At 36.9% G+C, this 19,867-nt stretch carries 20 protein-coding genes and 1 pseudogene; 11 read left to right on the forward strand and 10 right to left on the reverse strand.

The window, feature by feature from the left end:
- Positions 1-285: 285 nt before the first annotated feature.
- From IQ237_RS14360 to apcB, 6 genes are all read right to left on the reverse strand, one after another.
- Positions 286-2,961, reverse strand: coding sequence for a type I secretion system permease/ATPase (locus tag IQ237_RS14360; protein WP_194056259.1), 2,676 nt, complete (start codon positions 2,959-2,961; stop codon positions 286-288).
- Positions 2,910-3,668: a peptidylprolyl isomerase gene (locus IQ237_RS14365; RefSeq protein ID WP_194056261.1), complete on the reverse strand. Its 759-nt coding sequence runs from the start codon at positions 3,666-3,668 to the stop codon at positions 2,910-2,912. The genes IQ237_RS14360 and IQ237_RS14365 overlap by 52 nt, the downstream gene beginning before the upstream one ends.
- A gap of 270 nt (positions 3,669-3,938) precedes the next feature.
- Entirely contained in the window at positions 3,939-4,697 is a 759-nt protein-coding gene (locus IQ237_RS14370) for a TIGR00297 family protein (RefSeq protein ID WP_194056262.1), read from the reverse strand.
- A 126-nt stretch (positions 4,698-4,823) separates the two neighbouring features.
- On the reverse strand, positions 4,824-5,465 hold the full coding sequence (locus IQ237_RS14375; protein ID WP_194056264.1) for a Uma2 family endonuclease: 642 nt from the start codon (positions 5,463-5,465) through the stop codon (positions 4,824-4,826).
- 289 nt (positions 5,466-5,754) lie between these two features.
- Positions 5,755-6,600, reverse strand: a complete 846-nt coding sequence (locus tag IQ237_RS14380) for an Rpn family recombination-promoting nuclease/putative transposase (RefSeq protein WP_194056266.1) — start codon at positions 6,598-6,600, stop codon at positions 5,755-5,757.
- Between the two features lie 458 nt (positions 6,601-7,058).
- A complete protein-coding gene (gene apcB, locus IQ237_RS14385; protein ID WP_194056268.1) occupies positions 7,059-7,568 on the reverse strand; it encodes an allophycocyanin subunit beta in 510 nt (169 codons plus the stop codon).
- A gap of 626 nt (positions 7,569-8,194) precedes the next feature.
- Between apcB and glnA the strand changes: the two genes are divergently transcribed.
- Positions 8,195-9,628, forward strand: a complete 1,434-nt coding sequence (gene glnA, locus IQ237_RS14390; RefSeq protein WP_194056270.1) for a type I glutamate--ammonia ligase — start codon at positions 8,195-8,197, stop codon at positions 9,626-9,628.
- An 813-nt stretch (positions 9,629-10,441) separates the two neighbouring features.
- Here glnA and IQ237_RS14395 read toward each other — a convergent pair.
- Positions 10,442-10,642 (reverse strand): hypothetical protein, encoded by a 201-nt coding sequence (locus IQ237_RS14395; RefSeq protein WP_194056272.1) that lies wholly within the window; start codon positions 10,640-10,642, stop codon positions 10,442-10,444.
- A 424-nt stretch (positions 10,643-11,066) separates the two neighbouring features.
- Here IQ237_RS14395 and IQ237_RS14400 point away from each other — a divergent pair, with 424 nt between their 5' ends.
- The gene (locus tag IQ237_RS14400) at positions 11,067-12,122 is read left to right on the forward strand and encodes a class I SAM-dependent methyltransferase (protein WP_194056274.1); all 1,056 of its coding nucleotides are present in this window, start codon (positions 11,067-11,069) and stop codon (positions 12,120-12,122) included.
- Positions 12,123-12,818: 696 nt separating this feature from the next.
- Here IQ237_RS14400 and patX read toward each other — a convergent pair.
- Together patX and IQ237_RS14410 are read right to left on the reverse strand one after the other, a co-directional pair.
- Positions 12,819-13,055: a heterocyst-inhibiting protein PatX gene (gene patX / locus IQ237_RS14405; RefSeq protein WP_194056276.1), complete on the reverse strand. Its 237-nt coding sequence runs from the start codon at positions 13,053-13,055 to the stop codon at positions 12,819-12,821.
- A 101-nt stretch (positions 13,056-13,156) separates the two neighbouring features.
- Positions 13,157-14,905 (reverse strand): FAD-dependent oxidoreductase, encoded by a 1,749-nt coding sequence (locus IQ237_RS14410; protein ID WP_228020284.1) that lies wholly within the window; start codon positions 14,903-14,905, stop codon positions 13,157-13,159.
- A 169-nt stretch (positions 14,906-15,074) separates the two neighbouring features.
- Here IQ237_RS14410 and IQ237_RS14415 point away from each other — a divergent pair, with 169 nt between their 5' ends.
- The 3 genes from IQ237_RS14415 to IQ237_RS14425 are packed head-to-tail and all read left to right on the forward strand — an operon-like array spanning position 15,075 to position 16,283.
- Entirely contained in the window at positions 15,075-15,401 is a 327-nt protein-coding gene (locus tag IQ237_RS14415) for a hypothetical protein (RefSeq protein ID WP_194056278.1), read from the forward strand.
- Entirely contained in the window at positions 15,401-15,826 is a 426-nt protein-coding gene (locus tag IQ237_RS14420; protein WP_309225763.1) for a DUF2887 domain-containing protein, read from the forward strand. The genes IQ237_RS14415 and IQ237_RS14420 overlap by 1 nt, the downstream gene beginning before the upstream one ends.
- Before the next feature lie 25 nt (positions 15,827-15,851).
- Positions 15,852-16,283, forward strand: a complete 432-nt coding sequence (locus IQ237_RS14425; protein ID WP_194056280.1) for a tetratricopeptide repeat protein — start codon at positions 15,852-15,854, stop codon at positions 16,281-16,283.
- 61 nt (positions 16,284-16,344) lie between these two features.
- Here IQ237_RS14425 and IQ237_RS14430 read toward each other — a convergent pair.
- A pseudogene (locus IQ237_RS14430) lies at positions 16,345-16,512 on the reverse strand (type II toxin-antitoxin system VapC family toxin); the annotation flags it as partial.
- 77 nt (positions 16,513-16,589) lie between these two features.
- Between IQ237_RS14430 and IQ237_RS14435 the strand changes: the two are divergent.
- The 6 genes from IQ237_RS14435 (at position 16,590) to IQ237_RS14460 (ending at position 19,691) form a co-directional block, all read left to right on the forward strand.
- Positions 16,590-16,799, forward strand: a complete 210-nt coding sequence (locus IQ237_RS14435) for a type II toxin-antitoxin system HicB family antitoxin (protein WP_194056281.1) — start codon at positions 16,590-16,592, stop codon at positions 16,797-16,799.
- A complete protein-coding gene (locus IQ237_RS14440) occupies positions 16,792-17,019 on the forward strand; it encodes a type II toxin-antitoxin system HicA family toxin (RefSeq protein WP_194056283.1) in 228 nt (75 codons plus the stop codon). Before IQ237_RS14435 ends, IQ237_RS14440 begins: the two co-directional genes overlap by 8 nt.
- 6 nt (positions 17,020-17,025) lie before the next feature.
- Positions 17,026-17,499: a XisI protein gene (locus IQ237_RS14445; RefSeq protein WP_228020288.1), complete on the forward strand. Its 474-nt coding sequence runs from the start codon at positions 17,026-17,028 to the stop codon at positions 17,497-17,499.
- 100 nt (positions 17,500-17,599) lie between these two features.
- The gene (locus tag IQ237_RS14450) at positions 17,600-17,755 is read left to right on the forward strand and encodes a hypothetical protein (protein ID WP_194056285.1); all 156 of its coding nucleotides are present in this window, start codon (positions 17,600-17,602) and stop codon (positions 17,753-17,755) included.
- A gap of 86 nt (positions 17,756-17,841) precedes the next feature.
- Positions 17,842-18,042 carry a hypothetical protein gene (locus IQ237_RS14455; protein WP_194056287.1) on the forward strand — a complete coding sequence of 67 codons (201 nt, stop codon included), beginning with the start codon at positions 17,842-17,844 and terminating at the stop codon, positions 18,040-18,042.
- A gap of 401 nt (positions 18,043-18,443) precedes the next feature.
- Positions 18,444-19,691 carry an inorganic phosphate transporter gene (locus IQ237_RS14460; RefSeq protein ID WP_194056289.1) on the forward strand — a complete coding sequence of 416 codons (1,248 nt, stop codon included), beginning with the start codon at positions 18,444-18,446 and terminating at the stop codon, positions 19,689-19,691.
- The last annotated feature ends 176 nt before the right edge of the window (positions 19,692-19,867 follow it).

Raw genomic sequence — 19,867 nt, forward strand, 5'->3', positions numbered from 1 at the left:
GTAAATCAGGTAGATTTTCTTTTCCGTTTGCTGTTAAATGTGTTAGCTTTACGTTTTTTTTTGGAACTTTAATATTTTGTGGTTTTTATATCGGTTCTTCCATGATATCCTATGTTATCTCCAACTCAAACACTATTCACCCTACCTCAATATCTGGTATTAAAGATTAATAAATTGGTAATTGGTAATTGGTAATTCAATTTTGGATTTTGGATTTTGGATTGTTTTTGTCAATTCCAATCTAAAATCTAAAATCTAAAATTTTCTTCCCCAGTCACCTTACCCTTAAATATTCATCTGTTGTCGTTGATAAAGTGACCAGTACAAACCCTTTTGTTGTAATAAACCTGTGTGTGTTCCCCGTTCTGCAATGATACCTTTTTCCATGACTAAGATTAAATCTGCACGTTTTAAAGGTGCAAAACGATGGGCAATTAAAAACACGGTGCGGTTAGCAGAAACCTTTTGCAAATTTTGTAATACTTGTTGTTCTGTTTCACTATCTAAAGCGCTGGTTGCTTCATCTAAAATCAAAATTGGGGCGGTAGAAAGAAACATTCTTGCTAATGCAATGCGTTGTCTTTGTCCACCTGATAAAGCTGTACCTCTTTCACCTACATTAGTTTCATAACCGTAAGGTAATTGACTGATAAAATCGTGTGCTACTGCTAATCTGGCAGCTTCTACAACTTGTTCGGCGGTAATATCTGGATTTCCTAAACTGATGTTTTCCAAGATAGAACCGTTAAATAAAAAGTCTTCTTGGAGAACTACAGCAATTTGTTGTCTTAAAGAAGCTAAATCACAACTTTTCAGATCAAAACCATCAATTAAAATCCGTCCTGATTCTATTTGATAAAGTCTTTGCAACAGTTTGGAAAGGGTACTTTTACCAGAACCACTGCGCCCAACAATACCTACAAATTGTCCTGGTTTGATATCAAAAGAAATTCCTTTTAATACAGGTTCGGTGTTAGGACTATAACGGAAAAAAACCTGCTCAAAATTCACTTCACCTTTGAGGGGTGGCAATACTAAACCTGTTCCTGCTTCTGCTTCTGGTGCAGCGTTGAGAATATCGCCAATTCTATCTACTGATAATAGCACTTGTTGGAGATTTTGCCATAATTGTACTAACCGCAATAATGGTCCTGTCACTCTTCCTGATAACATTTGAAAAGCGATTAATTGACCTACTGTAAGTTGCTGATCAATGACTAATCTTGCCCCAAACCACAGTATTAACAATGTAGAAAAATTAGTGAGAAAATCACCAATATTACTGCTAATGTTGGAAGTTGTGGAAGCTTTAAAACCAGTTCTAATAAACTTAGCAAATAAACCTTCCCAGCGTTCTCTAGCTACTGGTTCGGCTGCATGGGCTTTAACAGAATGAATACCTGTAACCGTCTCTACTAAAAATGATTGACTGTCTGCACTGCGGTTAAAAGTTTCGTTTAGCCAATTTCTTAAAATTGGGGTGGCGATAATTGTTAAAGTCGCAAATAATGGGAGAACAGCTAAAGCGACAAAAGTGAGGGGAATGTTGTAATAAAACATCAATCCCAAATACACGACAGCAAAGATACTATCGAGAATTACTGTTAAAGCTGTACTTGTTAAAAATTGGCGAATTTGTTCTAATTCTTGTACTCTAGCGACTGTATCACCCACTCGGCGAGATTCAAAATAAGCCAAAGGTAAACGCATTAAATGGCGAAAAAGTTGGGCTGATAAACTCAAATCTAAACGCCGTGCGGTGTGGGTAAAAATGAAGAGTCGAAGAGTACCCAGGAGAGCTTCAAATATGGCGACTAATAACAGGGCGATCGCCATGACATCGAGAGTAGCTAAACTCTCCTGCACCATCACTTTATCAATGATAACTTGGGTAATTAATGGTGAAGCTAAACCCAATAGTTGTAAAGTGAAGGAAGCTAATAATACCTCACCTAATAATTTGCGGTATTTCCAAACTGCGGGAGTAAACCAAGAAAGATTAAATTTCTCTTGTTTGGAAATTAATTCTACTTGCCATAATTTCCCATCCCAACAAGATTCTACTACTGATTGGGTGAAATATTCACATTGATAATTGAGAGGATTGGCAATAATTAAACAATTACCTTTCATCCCATAAGTTACAACCCAACTGCTAACTTTTTCCGATTTCCATAATAGTAAAGCCGGAAAAGATAAATGTCGTAATTCACCCCAATTTACCTGCAATTTCCGCAAAACTAACCCTAATTTTTCTGCGGTTTCTATGACATTTTTGGGGCGTTGTCCCCGCAGTTGACGTTGTACCCATTCTAGTTGCACACTATTATTTAAATATTGTGCCACCATTGTTAAACAAGCAGCCGCAGTATTTCCATTTGTGACAAAAGGATAGTTAGAAGGATAATTAGAAATTGCAGTTTTTGATGATGAAGGTAAAGATAAATAAGATGTCGTCAGTGAAGTAGATATTTCTTCTTTTTCCCTGTTTTCACTGTTATCTTTCACCTGTTCACTGTCACCTTTCCCATGCCAAAATTCATCAATTTGAGGATGAGAAAATTTTTCCCACAGTGATGAGTTCCAACACACAACTACAACTTCTTTACTAGCAGCTACAGCTTTACAATTAGTAAATAACTGTTGCAAATCACCAAACCAATCTCCATCATTTAAGGTGGCTACAGGTTTACTTTCTTCATCCCGTAAACGGACTTTACCAGTGACAATAAAAAACTGATATCCTCCTGTTTCCTGTAACCAAATTTTTTCGCCAAGTTGATATTGACGAATTTCTAATTCATTGGTTACTTCTGTCTGTTGTTCAGGAGTCAACCAGCACAATGGCGGTTTTTTCCAGGGTAAAGTATCTAGCGAATTTATTGGTAAAGTTTGATAGTTCAGAATATTTAACTCACTTGTAATTTTACTGTCAGGTTTTGAATTTTTTCCCCTAGCCATTTTTCAAATAACTCATGTTGTAGTGATTGTTTTAGTTGAGTATTTTCTAAAGTTGCTGGTAGAATGTTCTCTAATCTAAATAAACTGAAATTTCCTTCTATTTCTATGGGTCCTATCAATTGTCCAAGGTTAGCTGCATCTACAGACGCACGCAAAATATCTGGTAAACTACCCCTACTAATGGGACCCATCATACCGTTAAAGGTTTTTTCATCTGCTAAGGAATACTCTTTTGCTAGTTGCTCAAAACTACTTCCTTCTTCAATTTGAGTGTGTAATTCTTCTGCTAGTTCTCGGTTATCAACCATAATCCGAGAAAGTACCACTCGATCTAAATAAATCTTCCTTTCAATAAAGTATTCTGGTAATTTTGGATCTGTAATTACCGCTTTCAGTTTTTCTAATTTAAAACTAAAGGTGACAGATTCATAAAATGTAGCGTAATCACTACCATTATTTTGTAACCATACTTGGAATTGTTCAGGATCTGTAAGTTGATTTTTTAACCGAAAATCAATAATTGCCTGTTCAATTAATGCTGTACTGATATCTATATCATCTCTGTTTTTTAGTTCTTTTTCTAAGACATATTGACGCAGAACATCGCTGATAAACTGATTTAGTTTACCAGAAACCTGTAAATACTTGACTACTTGATAGAGGTCGATTTGCTCGTCGTTAATTGTAAAAAATGATGAAGATTCCATGAAATAAATATGAGGAAAATCCTAAAAATCTATATGACTTTTCCATTAAATAATAGATAAAACCGTAGGAAAATAAGGTTCAAAATGATAAAGATTTTATGAATTAGTTAGTGAAAAAATAAATAATTAATAAATAATTATAAAATTTACCTACAATCTATAAATAGTAAGTGCAAATTTTTACACATTTATTATGGTTGTGGTGCAGTAATAGTCATGAAAAAAAAACAGCAAATTCGCTGTTTAAAAAGTTGAGTTATTAGTAAATTTTCAAACAAATATCATTTGCCAAATAACAGCCAGGATAATTGCTGCAACTGCCCCAATTAGGGTATTGAAGATATTGACAACTTCGTTGGTAAGCCAAGTATATTTAGATTGCAATGTTGCACCAATGACACTTTCTATATTTGTAGCGATAAATGCTGCAATTACACACCAAACAATTCCTATGATATCAATTAAATTTACACCCCAACCTATAAGGGCGATCGCCACAGATCCGACAACACCCGCTAAAGTCCCTTCTAAACTTACCGCCCCTTCTGTACCTCTCGCTACAGGTTGCAATGTGGTAATTAAAAAGGTACGTTTACCGTAGGCTTTACCCACTTCGCTGGCAGTTGTATCTGATAATTTGGTGCTAAAACTCGCTACATAGCCCAAACATAGCAAAAACTTCCAATCAGGTATAAGCCACACTCCCAGGGCGCATAAAGCCGCAATTAACGCCGAACCCCAAACATTTTCAGGACCCCTTGCACCAGAGCGTTTTTCTGCAATTCCTTGGGCTTCTTTTTCTTTCATACCGATGCGGGTAACTCCCGAACCGACGATAAAATAAAACACTACCACCAGATATCCTGGCCAACCCAGTGTTCCCCAAATAATTACACCCAATAACCAAGCATGGAATATTCCCGCAGGGGTGAGCAGTTTTTTAGGAATAATCGCCACTATCCCTAATAAAATAGCGTTTAATCCCATTCCAACTAACCAGGGATTGATTTCATTAAGTAAAGATAACATTGGTAATTAATGATGAGTATTTTCAGTTCTTTATGATATAGGACTACTATTTGATTTTTGACAGTTAAGGGTGCAGAATGTGGGTTTATTCTACTAACTACATTTGTCTGTCAACAAACGATTTTTTTACATCTCACCAGAGTTCAGAAATTTTCTCAATTCTCTTATAGCTGCACTTGTATTGCGGTTATAGGCAGTTTGTAAAATCTGTTCAACAATCTCATGTATATCAAAATTAGGGAAATGGTGGCTGTAGCTTTGGAGTAAATAACTGTTTTGCTGAAGTTGATAAATTAACAGTTGCTTTTGTTTATACAGCCAAATTTCTGGAACTTGATAAGGTAGATAATCGTTGATATCAGTATAACTGGTAACGTCAATTTCTAGAACTAAATCAGGTGGTGGATCAACAGTCCAAATAATCCGATTTTTGCCAGATACAGCTTGCCAGTTATCAATATAAAAACAATAATCTGGTTCTATTCCACTTTCTTCGGGAAGTTCCATCGTTATGGGGGTAAAAGCATCAAATTCACGCTGAACATGATCGAGTAGAGTAGTAATTATACTGGCGATAACATGAGCATCTCGTCCATGTTTTGGCAAAGGTGACATGATGATTACTTCCCCATTTCGATATTTTAGTCTTGGAATTGTGCGATCGCCCCGTTGTTGACATAAAGTTTGATACTCTTCCCATGTTCCAGGTATCCGCACCACAGCACCGGGAGGAATTTGGGTTTTTTCTGGTGATATCAGAGCAAACATAACTTAACTTATACATCAGTAAATAATTATAGTTTTATTTTAAAGAATATTAGCAACAAGCTTGTAATTGTAATTATAATTGTAATAGTTTATCAACATCCTGAAAATCCTCAAATCCTGGACATCCTGATTCTGACAATTATGATTCTGACAATTATCAAAAAAAGTAAACGCACCTTGCCAAAATAGCCAAAGTGCGATCGCCATTACCAGAAAAATCAAAATCCTGTAAATCCTCAAATCCTGGATATCCTGATTCTGACAAATTCCATCAATCAACTATCACCTATTACCTTGACATTTTCTCTACAATCTTCCTCACTTCATCAATACTTAAATTCAAAACCTGAGCAATTTGTTCCTGACTTAAACCCAATCCTACCAACCCAGGAACAGCTTCTAATTTAGCTTCGAGTTTTCCTTGTTCTAAACCTTGTTCTAAACCTTGTTCTAAACCTTGTTCTAAACCTTCCTCTAAACCTTCCTCACGTGCTTCTTGATAAAATCTGGTTTGTTTTAAATCACTTAGTCCAAACATTGATTCTATTTCCTCCCTATTCATTCTTGGTAGTTTGTAAATTAGAATTGTCTCGATGATGTCTAATATTTGTTGTTGTTTTGCTTGAGACTTTACCTCTTGTTTGGTACGATTAATTAATCCCCTAGCTTGAGTAATAGCTTTTTCTTGATTGGTAATGATTAGTTTAATTGTAGCAATCCCAATGGGTAATGATGTCGTCTCTTCAATCTCATCTAAATAAATCACTCTGACTCTTTGACTGAGGAAAAATTCCTCATAGTGCTTGATATCACTTGTGTCTGTACTACGAGTCGGGTATATAATTACTCCTTTCCAATTACTGCTAGGTTTATTTTGACGGATATAAATAAATAATTCTGCAAAAAATCTATTGTACAGGTCTTCATCAGGCTGAAATTGCACTTCTAGGAAGTAGATGGGGTTGTCTGTGGTTTCGTGAGGTAAGAAAACCCCATCTATTCTAAAAGCTGTTTGTTTAACTTCAATGGATGAAAACTCATAATTTTCGGCTAATTCGGGAGATTGACCTATAAGTTCAAAAAAAATACTTGGTATTTCTTGAAATAAACGATAGAATATAGTGTCTGTTTTCATTAATTTTATATTAATCTTACTGGGCGGTATTTTTACTGTCCTTTTTTTTATTTTATCATTACCAGATTACTATCCTGAATAAACATCCTGTACATCCTTAAATCCTGTACTTCGTGATGCTGACAATCATTAACAAAAATAAACGCACCTTGCCAAAATAGCCAAAGTGCGATCGCAAATTTTATCCATGAATAATCAGGGTTTAGCGATGCTTAATGGCATCAACTTAGGTTGCAGAGGGCTGATTTGTTTAGCTTCCACACCCGCCATGAAATGAATTATGGCTAATAGTCAAAGTTTACTAAAGTAAACTATAAATTATTATGTATTTCTAGTCATCTTTAGATGACTTTTGCTATTAGACTCTTAATTCATTCCCAGTCGGGTTATTGGTTTTACGTTAGGTTATCGCTTTCACGTTAAGTCCACACCAATAGCTAAACCCCTACATTCCTTTATTAAACATCCTGCTCACTCAACTCACGAGTCATATAATCAAAAGGCTCATCCACAAAAGCAGTATTAGCCACACCAGCAGCAGCAGCTTGTTCCTTAGCAATATCCTTCATAATTTGGATACCACGCACAGTAGAACCAATGGGAACACCCAAAGAATTGTAAGTTTCCCGTAACCCTTGCAACACACGCTCATCCAATACATTCATATTAGCTGCAACCAGCGCATAAGTAGCATAGCGTAAGTAGTAATCCATATCACGCAAGCAAGCAGCATAACGGCGAGTTGTATAAGCATTACCACCAGGACGAATTAATTCAGGTAATTCCTCAAACAACTTAGAACCAGCTTGCTTAACAATAGCAGCCGCATTAGCATTAATAGCCGCCGCCGCTTGCACTCTAGCTGTACCAGTGGCAAAATAAGACGCAAGACTATCAATCGCATTCCGGTCAAAATATTTGCCAGCTACGTCATAATTCTTAATTAAAGTTGTAACTGCATCGCGCATTCTTGTTTCTCCCAATTGTTACTATCTATGGTTTGATATTAATTTGGTTGCACTCTTGCACCTGTAAAATTTTGTGCCATAGCCATAAACATAAAATAGTTGCGGCACAAAAGTATTCATCCATTACATAAGGATTTTAAGCCAAAGTTGACCCCGATAAGATGAAGTTTCTTGTTTTGTGCAGATTTAGCAAGAAAGGTTAACATAACCTATAAACCAGACAATCTGTAACAAAAAATACATAATTATCTTATCTCTACTCTTTACGATATCTAAGGTGGTGTGTCAAAACTTGGGTTAATTCACCCGGTCTACTAGCCAATTATGGTAGTAAATTGGTGACTATGGATATATTTTATCCCAGTAAAGACGTTATACATAACGTCTCTACATCTAGTTGTGGTAAGCAAAAATTATGACTGTCATGGTCTGGCTACAACTAATTTCAGGAAAAAGCGGTTAAATTGACCGTGTTCACCTGTGGACTAAATAGTTCCAACACTTTTAGGATGAAACAGGAAGCAAAAGCTGGCTTTCGTTAGCAATAGTTAGCTTTTTTATATCAGTTAAGATGCTTTGGCAGAAACTGATTTTATTTTAGACAATTGGCTACAGAAGGAGTAACAATGACAACGCCACAAGAAGTCTTGAAAATGATTCGGGACCAAAATATTCAGATGATCGATCTGAAGTTTATTGATACACCAGGAACTTGGCAGCATCTCACGGTTTACCATAACCAAATTGACGAAAGTTCATTTACTGACGGTGTACCTTTCGATGGTTCTAGTATCCGGGGTTGGAAGGGTATCGAAGAATCTGACATGACAATGGTGTTAGATCCCAACACAGCTTGGATCGACCCTTTCATGGCAGAACCAACTCTAAGTATTATTTGTAGCATTAAAGAACCACGCACAGGCGAATGGTATAACCGTTGTCCCCGTGTGATTGCCCAAAAAGCAATAGACTATCTTGCTTCTACAGGTCTTGGTGATACAGCTTTCTTTGGTCCTGAAGCAGAATTTTTCATCTTTGATGATGTCCGCTATGACCAAACCGCTAACGAAGGCTACTATCATGTAGATTCTGTAGAAGGTCGTTGGAACACAGGTAGAAAGGGTAAAAATGGTGAAGTAGATGGTCCTAACCTGGGTTACAAAACCCGTTTCAAAGAAGGTTATTTCCCTGTACCACCTACAGACACTTTCCAAGACATCAGAACAGAAATGTTGTTGACAATGGCTAAATGTGGCGTACCCATTGAAAAACAACATCATGAAGTAGCTACCGGTGGTCAGTGTGAACTTGGTTTCCGCTTCGGTAAGCTGATCGAAGCTGCTGACTGGTTAATGACTTACAAATACGTCATCAAAAACGTGGCGAGAAAATACGGTAAAACCGTTACTTTCATGCCTAAACCTATTTTTGGTGATAACGGTTCTGGTATGCACTGTCACCAGTCCATTTGGAATAATGGTCAACCTTTGTTTGCAGGTGACAAGTACGCAGGTATGAGCGAAATGGGTCTTTACTACATCGGTGGTATCCTCAAGCACGCTCCTGCTTTGTTGGCTATTACCAACCCCACTACAAACTCTTACAAACGTCTTGTACCTGGTTATGAAGCACCTGTTAACTTGGCTTACTCCCAAGGAAACCGTTCTGCTTCTGTACGTATTCCTTTAACTGGTGATAACCCCAAAGCTAAACGCTTAGAGTTCCGCTGTCCTGATGCTACTTCTAATCCCTACTTAGCTTTTGCGGCTATGCTTTGCGCTGGTATTGATGGTATTAAGAACAAAATCCATCCCGGTGAACCTTTAGACAGAAATATCTATGAACTGTCTCCTGAAGAACTAGCTAAGATTCCTTCTACTCCTGGTTCTTTGGAATTAGCTTTGGAAGCATTGGAAAATGACCACGCTTTCTTAACTGAAACTGGTGTATTCTCAGAAGACTTCATCCAAAACTGGATTGACTACAAGCTTGCTAACGAAGTTAAGCAAATGCAGTTGCGTCCTCATCCTTACGAATTCTTCTTATATTACGATTGCTAATTGCAAGCTGTATAGCGGTTTTCGTTGTGATATCAAACGCAAAAGGAGTACAACCTACTTGTACCCCTTATCAATTTTTAGCCACCTCAGAGGGTGGCTTTTTTATTCTTCAATTTGACTCAAAAAATAGAATTAGAACAAGTCAGGATATTTACTATTTTTAGAGATTCCCCGGCAGTCTATGGGTAGATATGGGTGGAAATAAACAAAAAACAGAAGTATTTAGATAAAAATAACATTGCCTCAAAACTCTTGCTTTTTGCCTCTAACCTTGCCATCACGACAATTTTTAACACCTATCTACTCAAATCAAGACTGTTAGCTGCTATATAAAACCTAGACAAAGCTAGACTTTACTTTCTACTTCAACGGGAGCATGGGAGCGGTTATCCCTCCGTAGACTTGCACGCTGTAGCCCAACGCGATCTTTCTGGTGTGAAAGGAGGCAGGAGTTGAAAGGCAGTTTTGCTGGAGGCCGATTATAGGGGATTTTCAACCCACCTCCAATCATAGACCGCCAAATCACCAGATTATGGCGGGGGACTTAAACCCAAATGGGCGAGTCAAAAAGGCTTTATTCTTAATTCAAAATTCTCCATCCTCCTGCCCCCTGCCTTTTGCCTCGCCCGAAGGGCAGTTAAGATTTTCAAAAAGACTACCACTATCATTGCTTGGTTTTCGCGTCGGCAATAGTCTTAATTCAATACTGGATATCCCAGGATTATATATCAAGATAGTTGATTTTTTAACTCAAGAGAAATTGATTTTTGTCTACATAAGTATAGCTTTGTTTAGAAAATCGCCAGCTTAGGACTAGCTCATCGCTGCATTACTCCGGCTATAAAGTGTTTGTGTAGTGGGATCTACCTTCCCTTGAATGGGATTCCAATAATGACATAGTTCTTGGGGAAGACCGAGTTCTTGTGTAGCACGCATCAGCATGGATTGTTGACGGTTCTTAACTTGCTGATGTTGACGTACCATTAACGCGCGGGATTTTTCTTGAATAGACATATTTTTGTCCTCTCTAGTTTTTAGTAATAGATGTTTTAGATGATTAACTTTTTTTTTCGCCTCACATATTTATAGTACCAAAAATTCTGTAACTTACAATACTGAATCAAGTTTTTGTTACAAAAATTTACAAATGAGGCGATCGCTGTTGCGGAAAATTAATAAAACTAAAGGCTGTAATCATTCCCTAGCAAGATGTTTAAGTCTTTAACTTGATAAATCCCTCTGAACATTTTGATCAGTAGAAAATGAGTATTTATGCTGGGTTCAGTGGGAAAACTGGCAATTGAGAACAGACAATTTAGGTTCTGTTTCAATTCTGTCTACTTGTTGCCATCAACCTACCTCCATGAGAAAAAAGACTTTATTTTTGACATTTCGTTACATACAATAATTAAAGTCCACAAAAATTAATGGATTATTTATGTTTAATAACTTCACAAAGTTAACTTATCAAAGCTTTCAACAAAGCAAAAGCTACTTTAGTGTCGGTCACAAACTCCTGAGTACACAGTTAAAAAACCTGCTTTACCCCACAGTAGGCCAGATGAAACCAGCATCTCCAGAGGCGATCGCCAAATTACAAAACAGGTTAAACCAGCTACTAGAAGCAGATTGGCAAGATAGCCAAAAAGGGATATACCCTGAAAGTGTCTTATTTGATAATTCGTGGGCAGACTTTTTTGTTAACTATCCACTGCTTTGGCTTGATTTACCACTGGTTTGGGAACGCATCACACAAGGTAAATATCAAGATTTCTCTTCAACAACAGATCAAGAAGGATACCCTAGTTATTATTTGCAAAACTTCCATCACCAAACTGATGGTTATTTAAGCGAATCCTCTGCCAAATTATATGATTTACAGGTAGAGCTTCTTTTTGGTGGTGCAGCTGATCCGATGAGACGACGTATTTTAGCACCCCTGAAACGTGGACTGCAAAAATTTCAGGGAATTTCTCAAAAACAAATCCGCATTTTAGATGTAGCTTGTGGCACAGGACGCACATTGAAGTTGATGAGATCAGCTATGCCTGAAGCATCTTTATTCGGTACAGATTTATCACCAGCTTATTTGCGGAAAGCTAATCAAATATTATCTCAAAATCCCGGTGAATTACCTCAACTTTTGCAAGCAAATGCCGAAGAATTACCTTATCTAGATAATTATTTCCATGCTGTAACTTCTGTTTTCTTCTTCCATGAGTTACCAGCAGCAGTGCGTCAAACAGTTATTGAGCAATGCTTTCGAGTCACCAAACCAGGAGGAGTTTTTATTATCTGTGATTCAATTCAAATGAGTGATTCACCAGAATTAGCTAATATGATGAATGGTTTCCCCAAAATGTTCCATGAACCATACTACAAACATTACACTACTGATGATTTAGTAGAACGGTTAGAGAAAGCCGGTTTTGAGAATATAGATACACAAATTCACTTTTTGAGCAAATATTTTATTGCTTATAAACCAGCTTAAACCAAAGCCGAAATACTCATTGTGTTCAGGATAATATCAGGAAAATAACTGCTAACAGTCCATCACACCAATTTGGGATTTGAGATTTTGAATTAATAGTAGAAGCAGAGTCACAAATCCTATTCACTACTCTTAATAGATGTGTGAACCTGCCTCTAAACTAATCGGCTGTTCCATGAATTTCCAACAATACTCAATATTCCAACTGGCTTTGTATCACACCAAATTTGACGGGTTCATCACAGCAAGAACAATCCTATTTTCACCGTGGTTTTCTCCCTTACTTCTTCAACTTGTAGATACTATAAGGAACACAAAAGCGGTTGAAGAAAGGCGGATTAGTACCTATATGATGCACTAAGTCCGAATCTACGCCAGGTTTACCACAATTACCGGATGTTTTTAGGAAATACTCAACTGTTGATTATTTGTGCATTTGTGTAGTGCTGTAACTGTTTAAGTCTCTGCCAGAGAAGATCAAATCTGGAACTATGACCGAGTTATGTAGTGCTGTAACTGTGTATATCTCTGTCAAAGAAAATAAAATCTGGAACTTTGGATGAGCGATGTAGTGCTTTAACTGTCTATGTCTTTGTTCTCTCACTTGTGTCAAGAACGATAAACACCCAGTCATTCCCTAACTTGATTGCTTTGCTGATAACGAATTCTCCTAAAAGCAGTCTGAAGCTATGAGGGTTAAACAAAGGAATGGATATTGCTAAAAAATTCCATTGACTCTTTGCGTCCACTACCGCGATGAGGTGCTGGCTGTTCTGGTTGGTTGGGACCGGGTTTAGAATTGTCCGCAAGTAGCTTTCCTGAACCAAAATTAGCAATCAGCATATGAGAAAGGCTAGTGAAATCTGCTTCGTGGTTAAAAGCTAAGGAGCCGAATACCAGACTCGATACTAAAAGTGAAATGGCAGCACGCATAGTAGATGTCTATTTTAGAACTCTCTACTTCACTGATACTTAGCTTTGATCTAAAGATCCGGACAATTTGAAAAAAAGTATTGTATTTAACTGCAAAAAAATCAATTTGATACTTCGTCGATATATTCGACAAGTAGCCAGTTTCCAGATGAATTTGCACGACCCCAAACTTTGAGCTTTTGATTTTGGCTCAAGACTTGCAATTGCTCATCTACAGATGATTCCAAAGTTACAATCTGCCAAGTCTTAGGTAATAATTCTGTTGGGTTTGTGATAGTAAATCTGTAATCTTGTTGCCCTAAGCAATTAAAAATTCCTATGAAACAATCAAGATTTAAGAAATCACAATGATCAACCGATAAAGCAGGACAATTACCATCTATAGGATAAGTTTCTGGTTGATTCAAATAATGAATTTGCCAGTTTAACCATTCCGGATGATAGATTGATAAATTGAACAAGGGAACAATAGCTGTGGGCGATCGCTCATCTGTCAATAAAGCTGTTTGCAGCATCCTGACTGGTAAATTTCTGGGCTGACAATTTAACTCACAACAAAGAGCAGCGGCCATCCCTGCGGCTTGACCAATACCCATAACTACAGGTTGTAGTCTAGTTGCCCCATTAGCAATGTGAGAGACAGAAATATTCTTCTCACACACCAGCAAACCATCCGTAGATTTGGGAATCAAACAACGATAAGGAATAGTAAAGGGCGTTCCTGTCCAACGTCCACCCCAGCGAATAGATTTAGGTTGCAGTGAGAACTTAACACCCGGATAATGGTGATCATTGGCGTAGTTTCCAATAGCAACCGCATCATCAAACTTAGCTGCAACTCGACCGTCTGCAATGGGCAGAATATCTTGCTCAGAGACAGTAACAAGTCCCTCTAAGCGGCGACTTTCCCGAAAATAGGGATGAAGTGCAAAAGCTGGAGAGAGACTAGGAAAAACTCCTTCGGCTAAACCGTAGCGTCTACCAAGGTGAGTTTGAATATAATGGGCAAAGTTTTGACTATGCCAGAAACATTCTTGATAAAACTCACGTCTTGCTATCTTTGACTCTAGCAAACGGTTGGCTTTTTGGCCGTAGTCATTGCCACAAATCGGCCAATTGATCATAAACCAATTGGCGGGCAATCGTCCATAGTTTAAAAATTTTTCTGGTCCATAATTATCCCAAGCCCCTGCAAACAAAGATGGATCATAATTAGGCGCTCTGGGAATTTCTGGTGCGCTACATTCCCCAAAATCCTGCATGACTACTACATGAGTCGGTGATTGTACAGAGTATTTTTCCGTCAGATCATTAAAACTTTCTGGGGCGCTGGGTTCTCCATACTCTGACTGGAGTTCCCATCCCCAACGGTAAGGAACATCTCCTAAAGCTAATACATCGCCTAATTCTGTACCATCAAGAATCACTTTGGCGTAAACTGTGAAATCTGCAAAGCGGACACCTGCAATACAATCTGCGTTGCGTAAAACTTCTAATGGTACTTTCCCGGAAATCCATTGCAGATTCGGTAATTCTCTCACCCAGTCTGCGAAAATTTCCGCACCTATATGGGGTTGATAGCTAAAAAAACTCACCCAACTATTATCTAAACCTCCGGGTTGTTTTTTGCGTAATTCATTAAGAAATGAACCCCATAAACCAATTTTAAAAGATTTTAATTCGTTGCCATCAGGAGCAGATACGCCAGCAGAAGTTAACATTCCACCCAACCAAGAAAACTCACTGACAAGAATAGTTTTAGCACCTCTGCGTGCTGCTTGAATAGCGGCCGCAGTTCCACCGGTTCCCCCACCGACGACTAAGACATCAGTTGTATAAATTTCATTCATTATGATTTTAGTTTTTACCAGTTAGTTATAGATCCCCGACTTCTTAAAGAAGTCGGGGATCTGAGTATTTGTGATGTAACATTTATTTGACAGGTTTATTTTACAGCAAAATTGCTCTTGTTTTAAAAATTCTAGATTGGCATAAAAATTTACAAAATTACACATCAATATGAATAACATTTTACCCATTGGTGCTATTCTCCGAGATCGTTATCAAATCCTAGAAATTTTATCTACTAAAACAGGATTTAGTATTACCTATAAAGTCAAAGACCGAAATCATCCCTATCAAAGAATTTTAGTTATCAAACAACTTAAAAAACCGACACCTGAAAGTTTAAAGATTAAACATTTACCAAAAGCAGAACAACAAGAGAAAATTGATCAAGTTTGGGCTAATTATTTACGACTTTTTAGAAAAGAAACCCAAGCATTAGCAAACCTGGGGGAAACATATAATCAAATTCCTACCATTCATGAACGGTTTACAGAATAGTGAGGTATGATAATTGGTATGGTGTGATCATTTTTCCATCCCGGAGTTTAGAAGCATCTAATTACCTAATTCATGATGTATTGGTAGACAGTTACAAAGTTCAAAAAATCTATCTGGATGAGTTAGGAGATTTAGAAAACCAACCTTTAGGAATAGGGTTAATGTTGTTAACTACTACTCCTGAAGATAAAGCAATAGAAGCGGCTAAATTTTTACTCAGAAAGACAAAAAATACTGAGGTGGACATTTTTGAGCAAGAAGCGATAATAGATTTAGTCACAAAGATTACAGAAGTGTTGAATGTTAAGATTTTGAGGATATTGTCCAATTTGTGCATTGGTATCAGTGATACCAAATTTGAGCAATTAATGACTCTATTCTCAATAGAGAATAGGTTTTACCTGGGTAAAACGCCAAGATTGTAAAGTTTTATTGCAGGATTCAACACTTGTGGAATTAGCATATAGTAATGAAGGATATCCAGGCATGAGTGGAGGAGGAATTTGGGATACAGAGAATGCTGCAATTAAGGCGATGGAAAATGCGGTTAGCAAAGATCCAAACTCTTGGGAAGCCTATTATAATCTTGCTTTTATTTGGTCTTTACAAGAAAAATATGATTTAGCTTTAAATGCTATCAATATGGCAATTAAAGAACAACCTAGTTTTTATCGTTCTTATTTATTAAAGGGTTTTATTTTTCAGCAATTAAAAAAATATGAAAATGGCATACAGACACTTAACGAAGCAATTTTAGAAGCAGAAAAAGATAAACAAAAAGATTTTTTGCTTTATCAAGTGCGAGGAGAACTATTTGGTGACTTGAAAAAATATGAAGAAGCAATTGCTGACTATACTCAAGCTATCACTATTAATCCTTAATTTGCAATAGCATACAACAACCGGGGAATTGCTAAATTCTATTCTCCACCAATGGGTTAAACTAATCAAAAACAACCAAACTAACACCACAACCACTAGCTGCTGCTGCTAACCGAGAATCAAGAGTTGCTAAAGGTAAATTTAACCGCAAAGCTAACTCTAAATAAGCAGCATCATAAGCAGCTAAACCTTCCCGTCTTGCTAATTTCAAAGTTGCATCTAAAGCATTTTCATCTGTAGGGGTTTAGCAATGCTAAATCCTTATTTTTATGTTAAAATAGTCCTAGATGTCAACCTAGAAATACCATGAAAATTCGCAGTTTCACAGTGATAATTTATAAAGAAGATGATATGTATATCGCTGAATGTCCAGAAGTTGGTACAGTAGATCAAGGTGAAACAATAGAACAAGCAATAGCAGGTTTAAAAGAAGCAACACGACTTTATTTACAAGAATTTCCTTTACCTGAAACCTCTCCTAGATATGTCACTAGCATAGAGGTTACTTATGCCTAAATTACCACGAATTTCTAGTAAAGAAGCCATTCGCACATTAGAACGTTTGGGTTTTTATCAAATTAGACAAACAGGTAGTCATGTAATCATGAAAAAACAAACAATTAATGGAGAAGTTGGTTGTGTTGTACCATTACATCCAGAATTAAAAGTAGGTACATTAAGCGGTATTCTTAAACAATCACAAATCACACCTGAAGAATTTATAGAAAATCTCTAAAAATTGATGATGAAAAAAATAACCACTAATCAACAAGATGATTTATTACCAGAGTATAATTTTGATTATACTAAAGCTCGTCCTAATCGGTTTACCACTACCTCAGAAAAAAGAGGAAATTCAGCAATGGATAAACTAGAACAATACCGGAATATTGTCAAAAAAATATTAACTGAATATTATGAAATGAGTAATAATCAAACTTCAAAAAATAGTGAATTTGAAGTTAGTGAACGTTTAGCTATTGATGAAAACAGAGATCAATATATTTGGTTTCGTTTTGGTTGGGAAGATAAAAAACAAATACAGCATATCATCATTTATCTTACCCTAAAAAACGGCAAAGTCTGGGTAGAAGAAGATGCCACAGATTTATGTATAGTTGATGATTTACTATCAGCAGGAATACCGCAAAATGATATTATTTTGGGTTTCCATCATCCCAGTAAAAGAGTTTTTACCGAGTTCGCAAAAGCTTGAAATAATGCTAATATTGTAGGGTTTTAGCATTGCTAAACCCCTACCTTTAACGCAAAAATAGAGTACAATAAAATAGTCGTTTATCAGTTTATTCAAAAATATGAAAGGATATATCCAAAATCAAACTATTATTCTCCAAGACAGTTTACCCGACACCTTACAAAATGGTGATGAAGTGGAAATTGTCATCATTACCATCAAAAAACGTAAGTATCATTTTCCTACATTTAAACTGGATTTTTTTCTTAACTTGTGATGATAGTCTCAGAAAACAAGCTCAGAAATTAGAATTAGCGATCGCCATCATAAACCCAATTGACTATATTAGGAATAACGAAACCTATGGAAATAAATAATATCATGGATGATACAGAAATAAAAATCAAAGGTATCAAAGCACTATATGAATCTCTTGGTTCAGCAGCAGCTATGCGTTTTTTGACATTGCTACATAAAACCCCTACTGATTATGTAGAAATATCAAAAACAATATATCAAGATCAAAGTATTGATGAAATTTTCGCTAGAGCAAAACAAAATTAGCAAGATTAATTATATGAATATTAGGGGTTTAGAAATACTAAACTCCTAAAATTGCAAACACAAATAAATTATACTAAAAATATTAACGTAAGTTGCTAGTTAGGTAAACTGTCTGAATCAGGTGGTTATCGAGCGAAGTCGAGATAATGTCCAGGATTAAAGGATTTACAGGATAAAAACAGAGATTTTTTTACCAAATCAATATTCAATTAGTTGGCAAGTTCAGCCTAAAACCCTACATTTAGAGTTGAATGAAGATAGTAAAAATATTGATTTATCGAAATAATAAAAAAGAGCGATCGCCTTATTTAATAAAACTGGCATTCTACCAACATTATAGATTTTATGGTACATGAGAATAATGAGCATAAAATACATAAAGTACCATAATCAAGAGTTTAATGATTATAATCGCTTTTTTATCCTTATACGTCGCCTTTAACCTAGGTGCAAACGACGTAGCAAACGCAATGGGAACATCCGTAGGATCAAAAGCTATCACCCTCACACAAGCCATAATCATCGCCGGCATCTTAGAATTTACAGGTGCTGTATTATTCGGACATGAAGTAACAGAAACACTAGGGACAAAAATTGCCAACCCCGACTTATTCATCACCACACCCCAAACCCTAGCATTAGGGATGATAACAGTCCTCATATCAGCAGGGGTATGGCTACAAATAGCCACCTCACTCGGTTTACCAGTATCCTCATCTCATGCAGTCGTCGGTGCGATCGCTGGTTTTACCTGGGTAGCATTAGGAATAAATGCCATAGATTGGTCATCAATAGGTTTAATTACCGTTAGTTGGATATTAACACCAATTATTAGCGCCACCATCGCAGCTTTTTTTTACAGTCTTATTCAAAAATGGATATTATTCCAACCTAATTCCCGCTTACAACTACAAGAATGGATTCCCTGGTTAAGTGCAATTTTACTGAGTATATTTGGTGTAATAGTTCTGCCCACCTTAACCCAACCACTGACAACCTTTTTCAGTGAGAAAATCGGTTTCAACATCCCCTCCCACGACATCCCCATATTTACTGGTGCAATAGCCGCAATCGGACTTACAATCTATAACTGGAGAAAATTAGATTTAACCACAATCCAAAATCCAAAATCTAAAATCCAAAATCCCATAGAACAACTATTTGCACGCTTCCAGCTATTAAGTGCTTGCTTCGTCGCTTTCGCACATGGTGCAAACGATGTCGGAAATGCGATCGCACCATTAGCAGTAATTTCCTACATCAACCAGACAAATACCGTCCCCAACAATGGGATAATTATCCCTATCTGGATTATGATCCTTGGAGGTGCAGGTATTGTTGCAGGTTTAGCCATCTGGGGTAAAAAAGTCATCGCTACCATCGGCGAAAATATCATTTCCCTACAACCCAGTAGCGGATTTTGTGCCGAAATCGCCACCGCCACCACCATCTTACTAGCTTCTCGGTTAGGTTTACCTGTATCCACTTCTCATGCGCTTGTTGGTGGTGTAGTGGGTATTGGACTTGTACAAAACCTCAAATCAATTAAATTTCAAACCCTCCAGGGGATCGCCGCAGCCTGGGTAATTACAGTCCCCATCAGTGCTGTAATCAGCGCCATAATCTTCAGTATTATCCGGATCATCTGAAAATGCAAATGAAATCTGTGAAGATTCTTGCTTAATGCTTATTATTTGAATGCAATACATTCTCGACTACAAAAATTAAGTAAGATTACTGTTTTTTTGCAAAAAACTTCTTTAGGTGATTTACTCCCACAGCAAATGCAAATCATGGACAATTAAAAACTGCCATCTTATGCAAT

The organism is Sphaerospermopsis sp. LEGE 08334, from assembly GCF_015207205.1.
Lineage (GTDB): Bacteria > Cyanobacteriota > Cyanobacteriia > Cyanobacteriales > Nostocaceae > Sphaerospermopsis.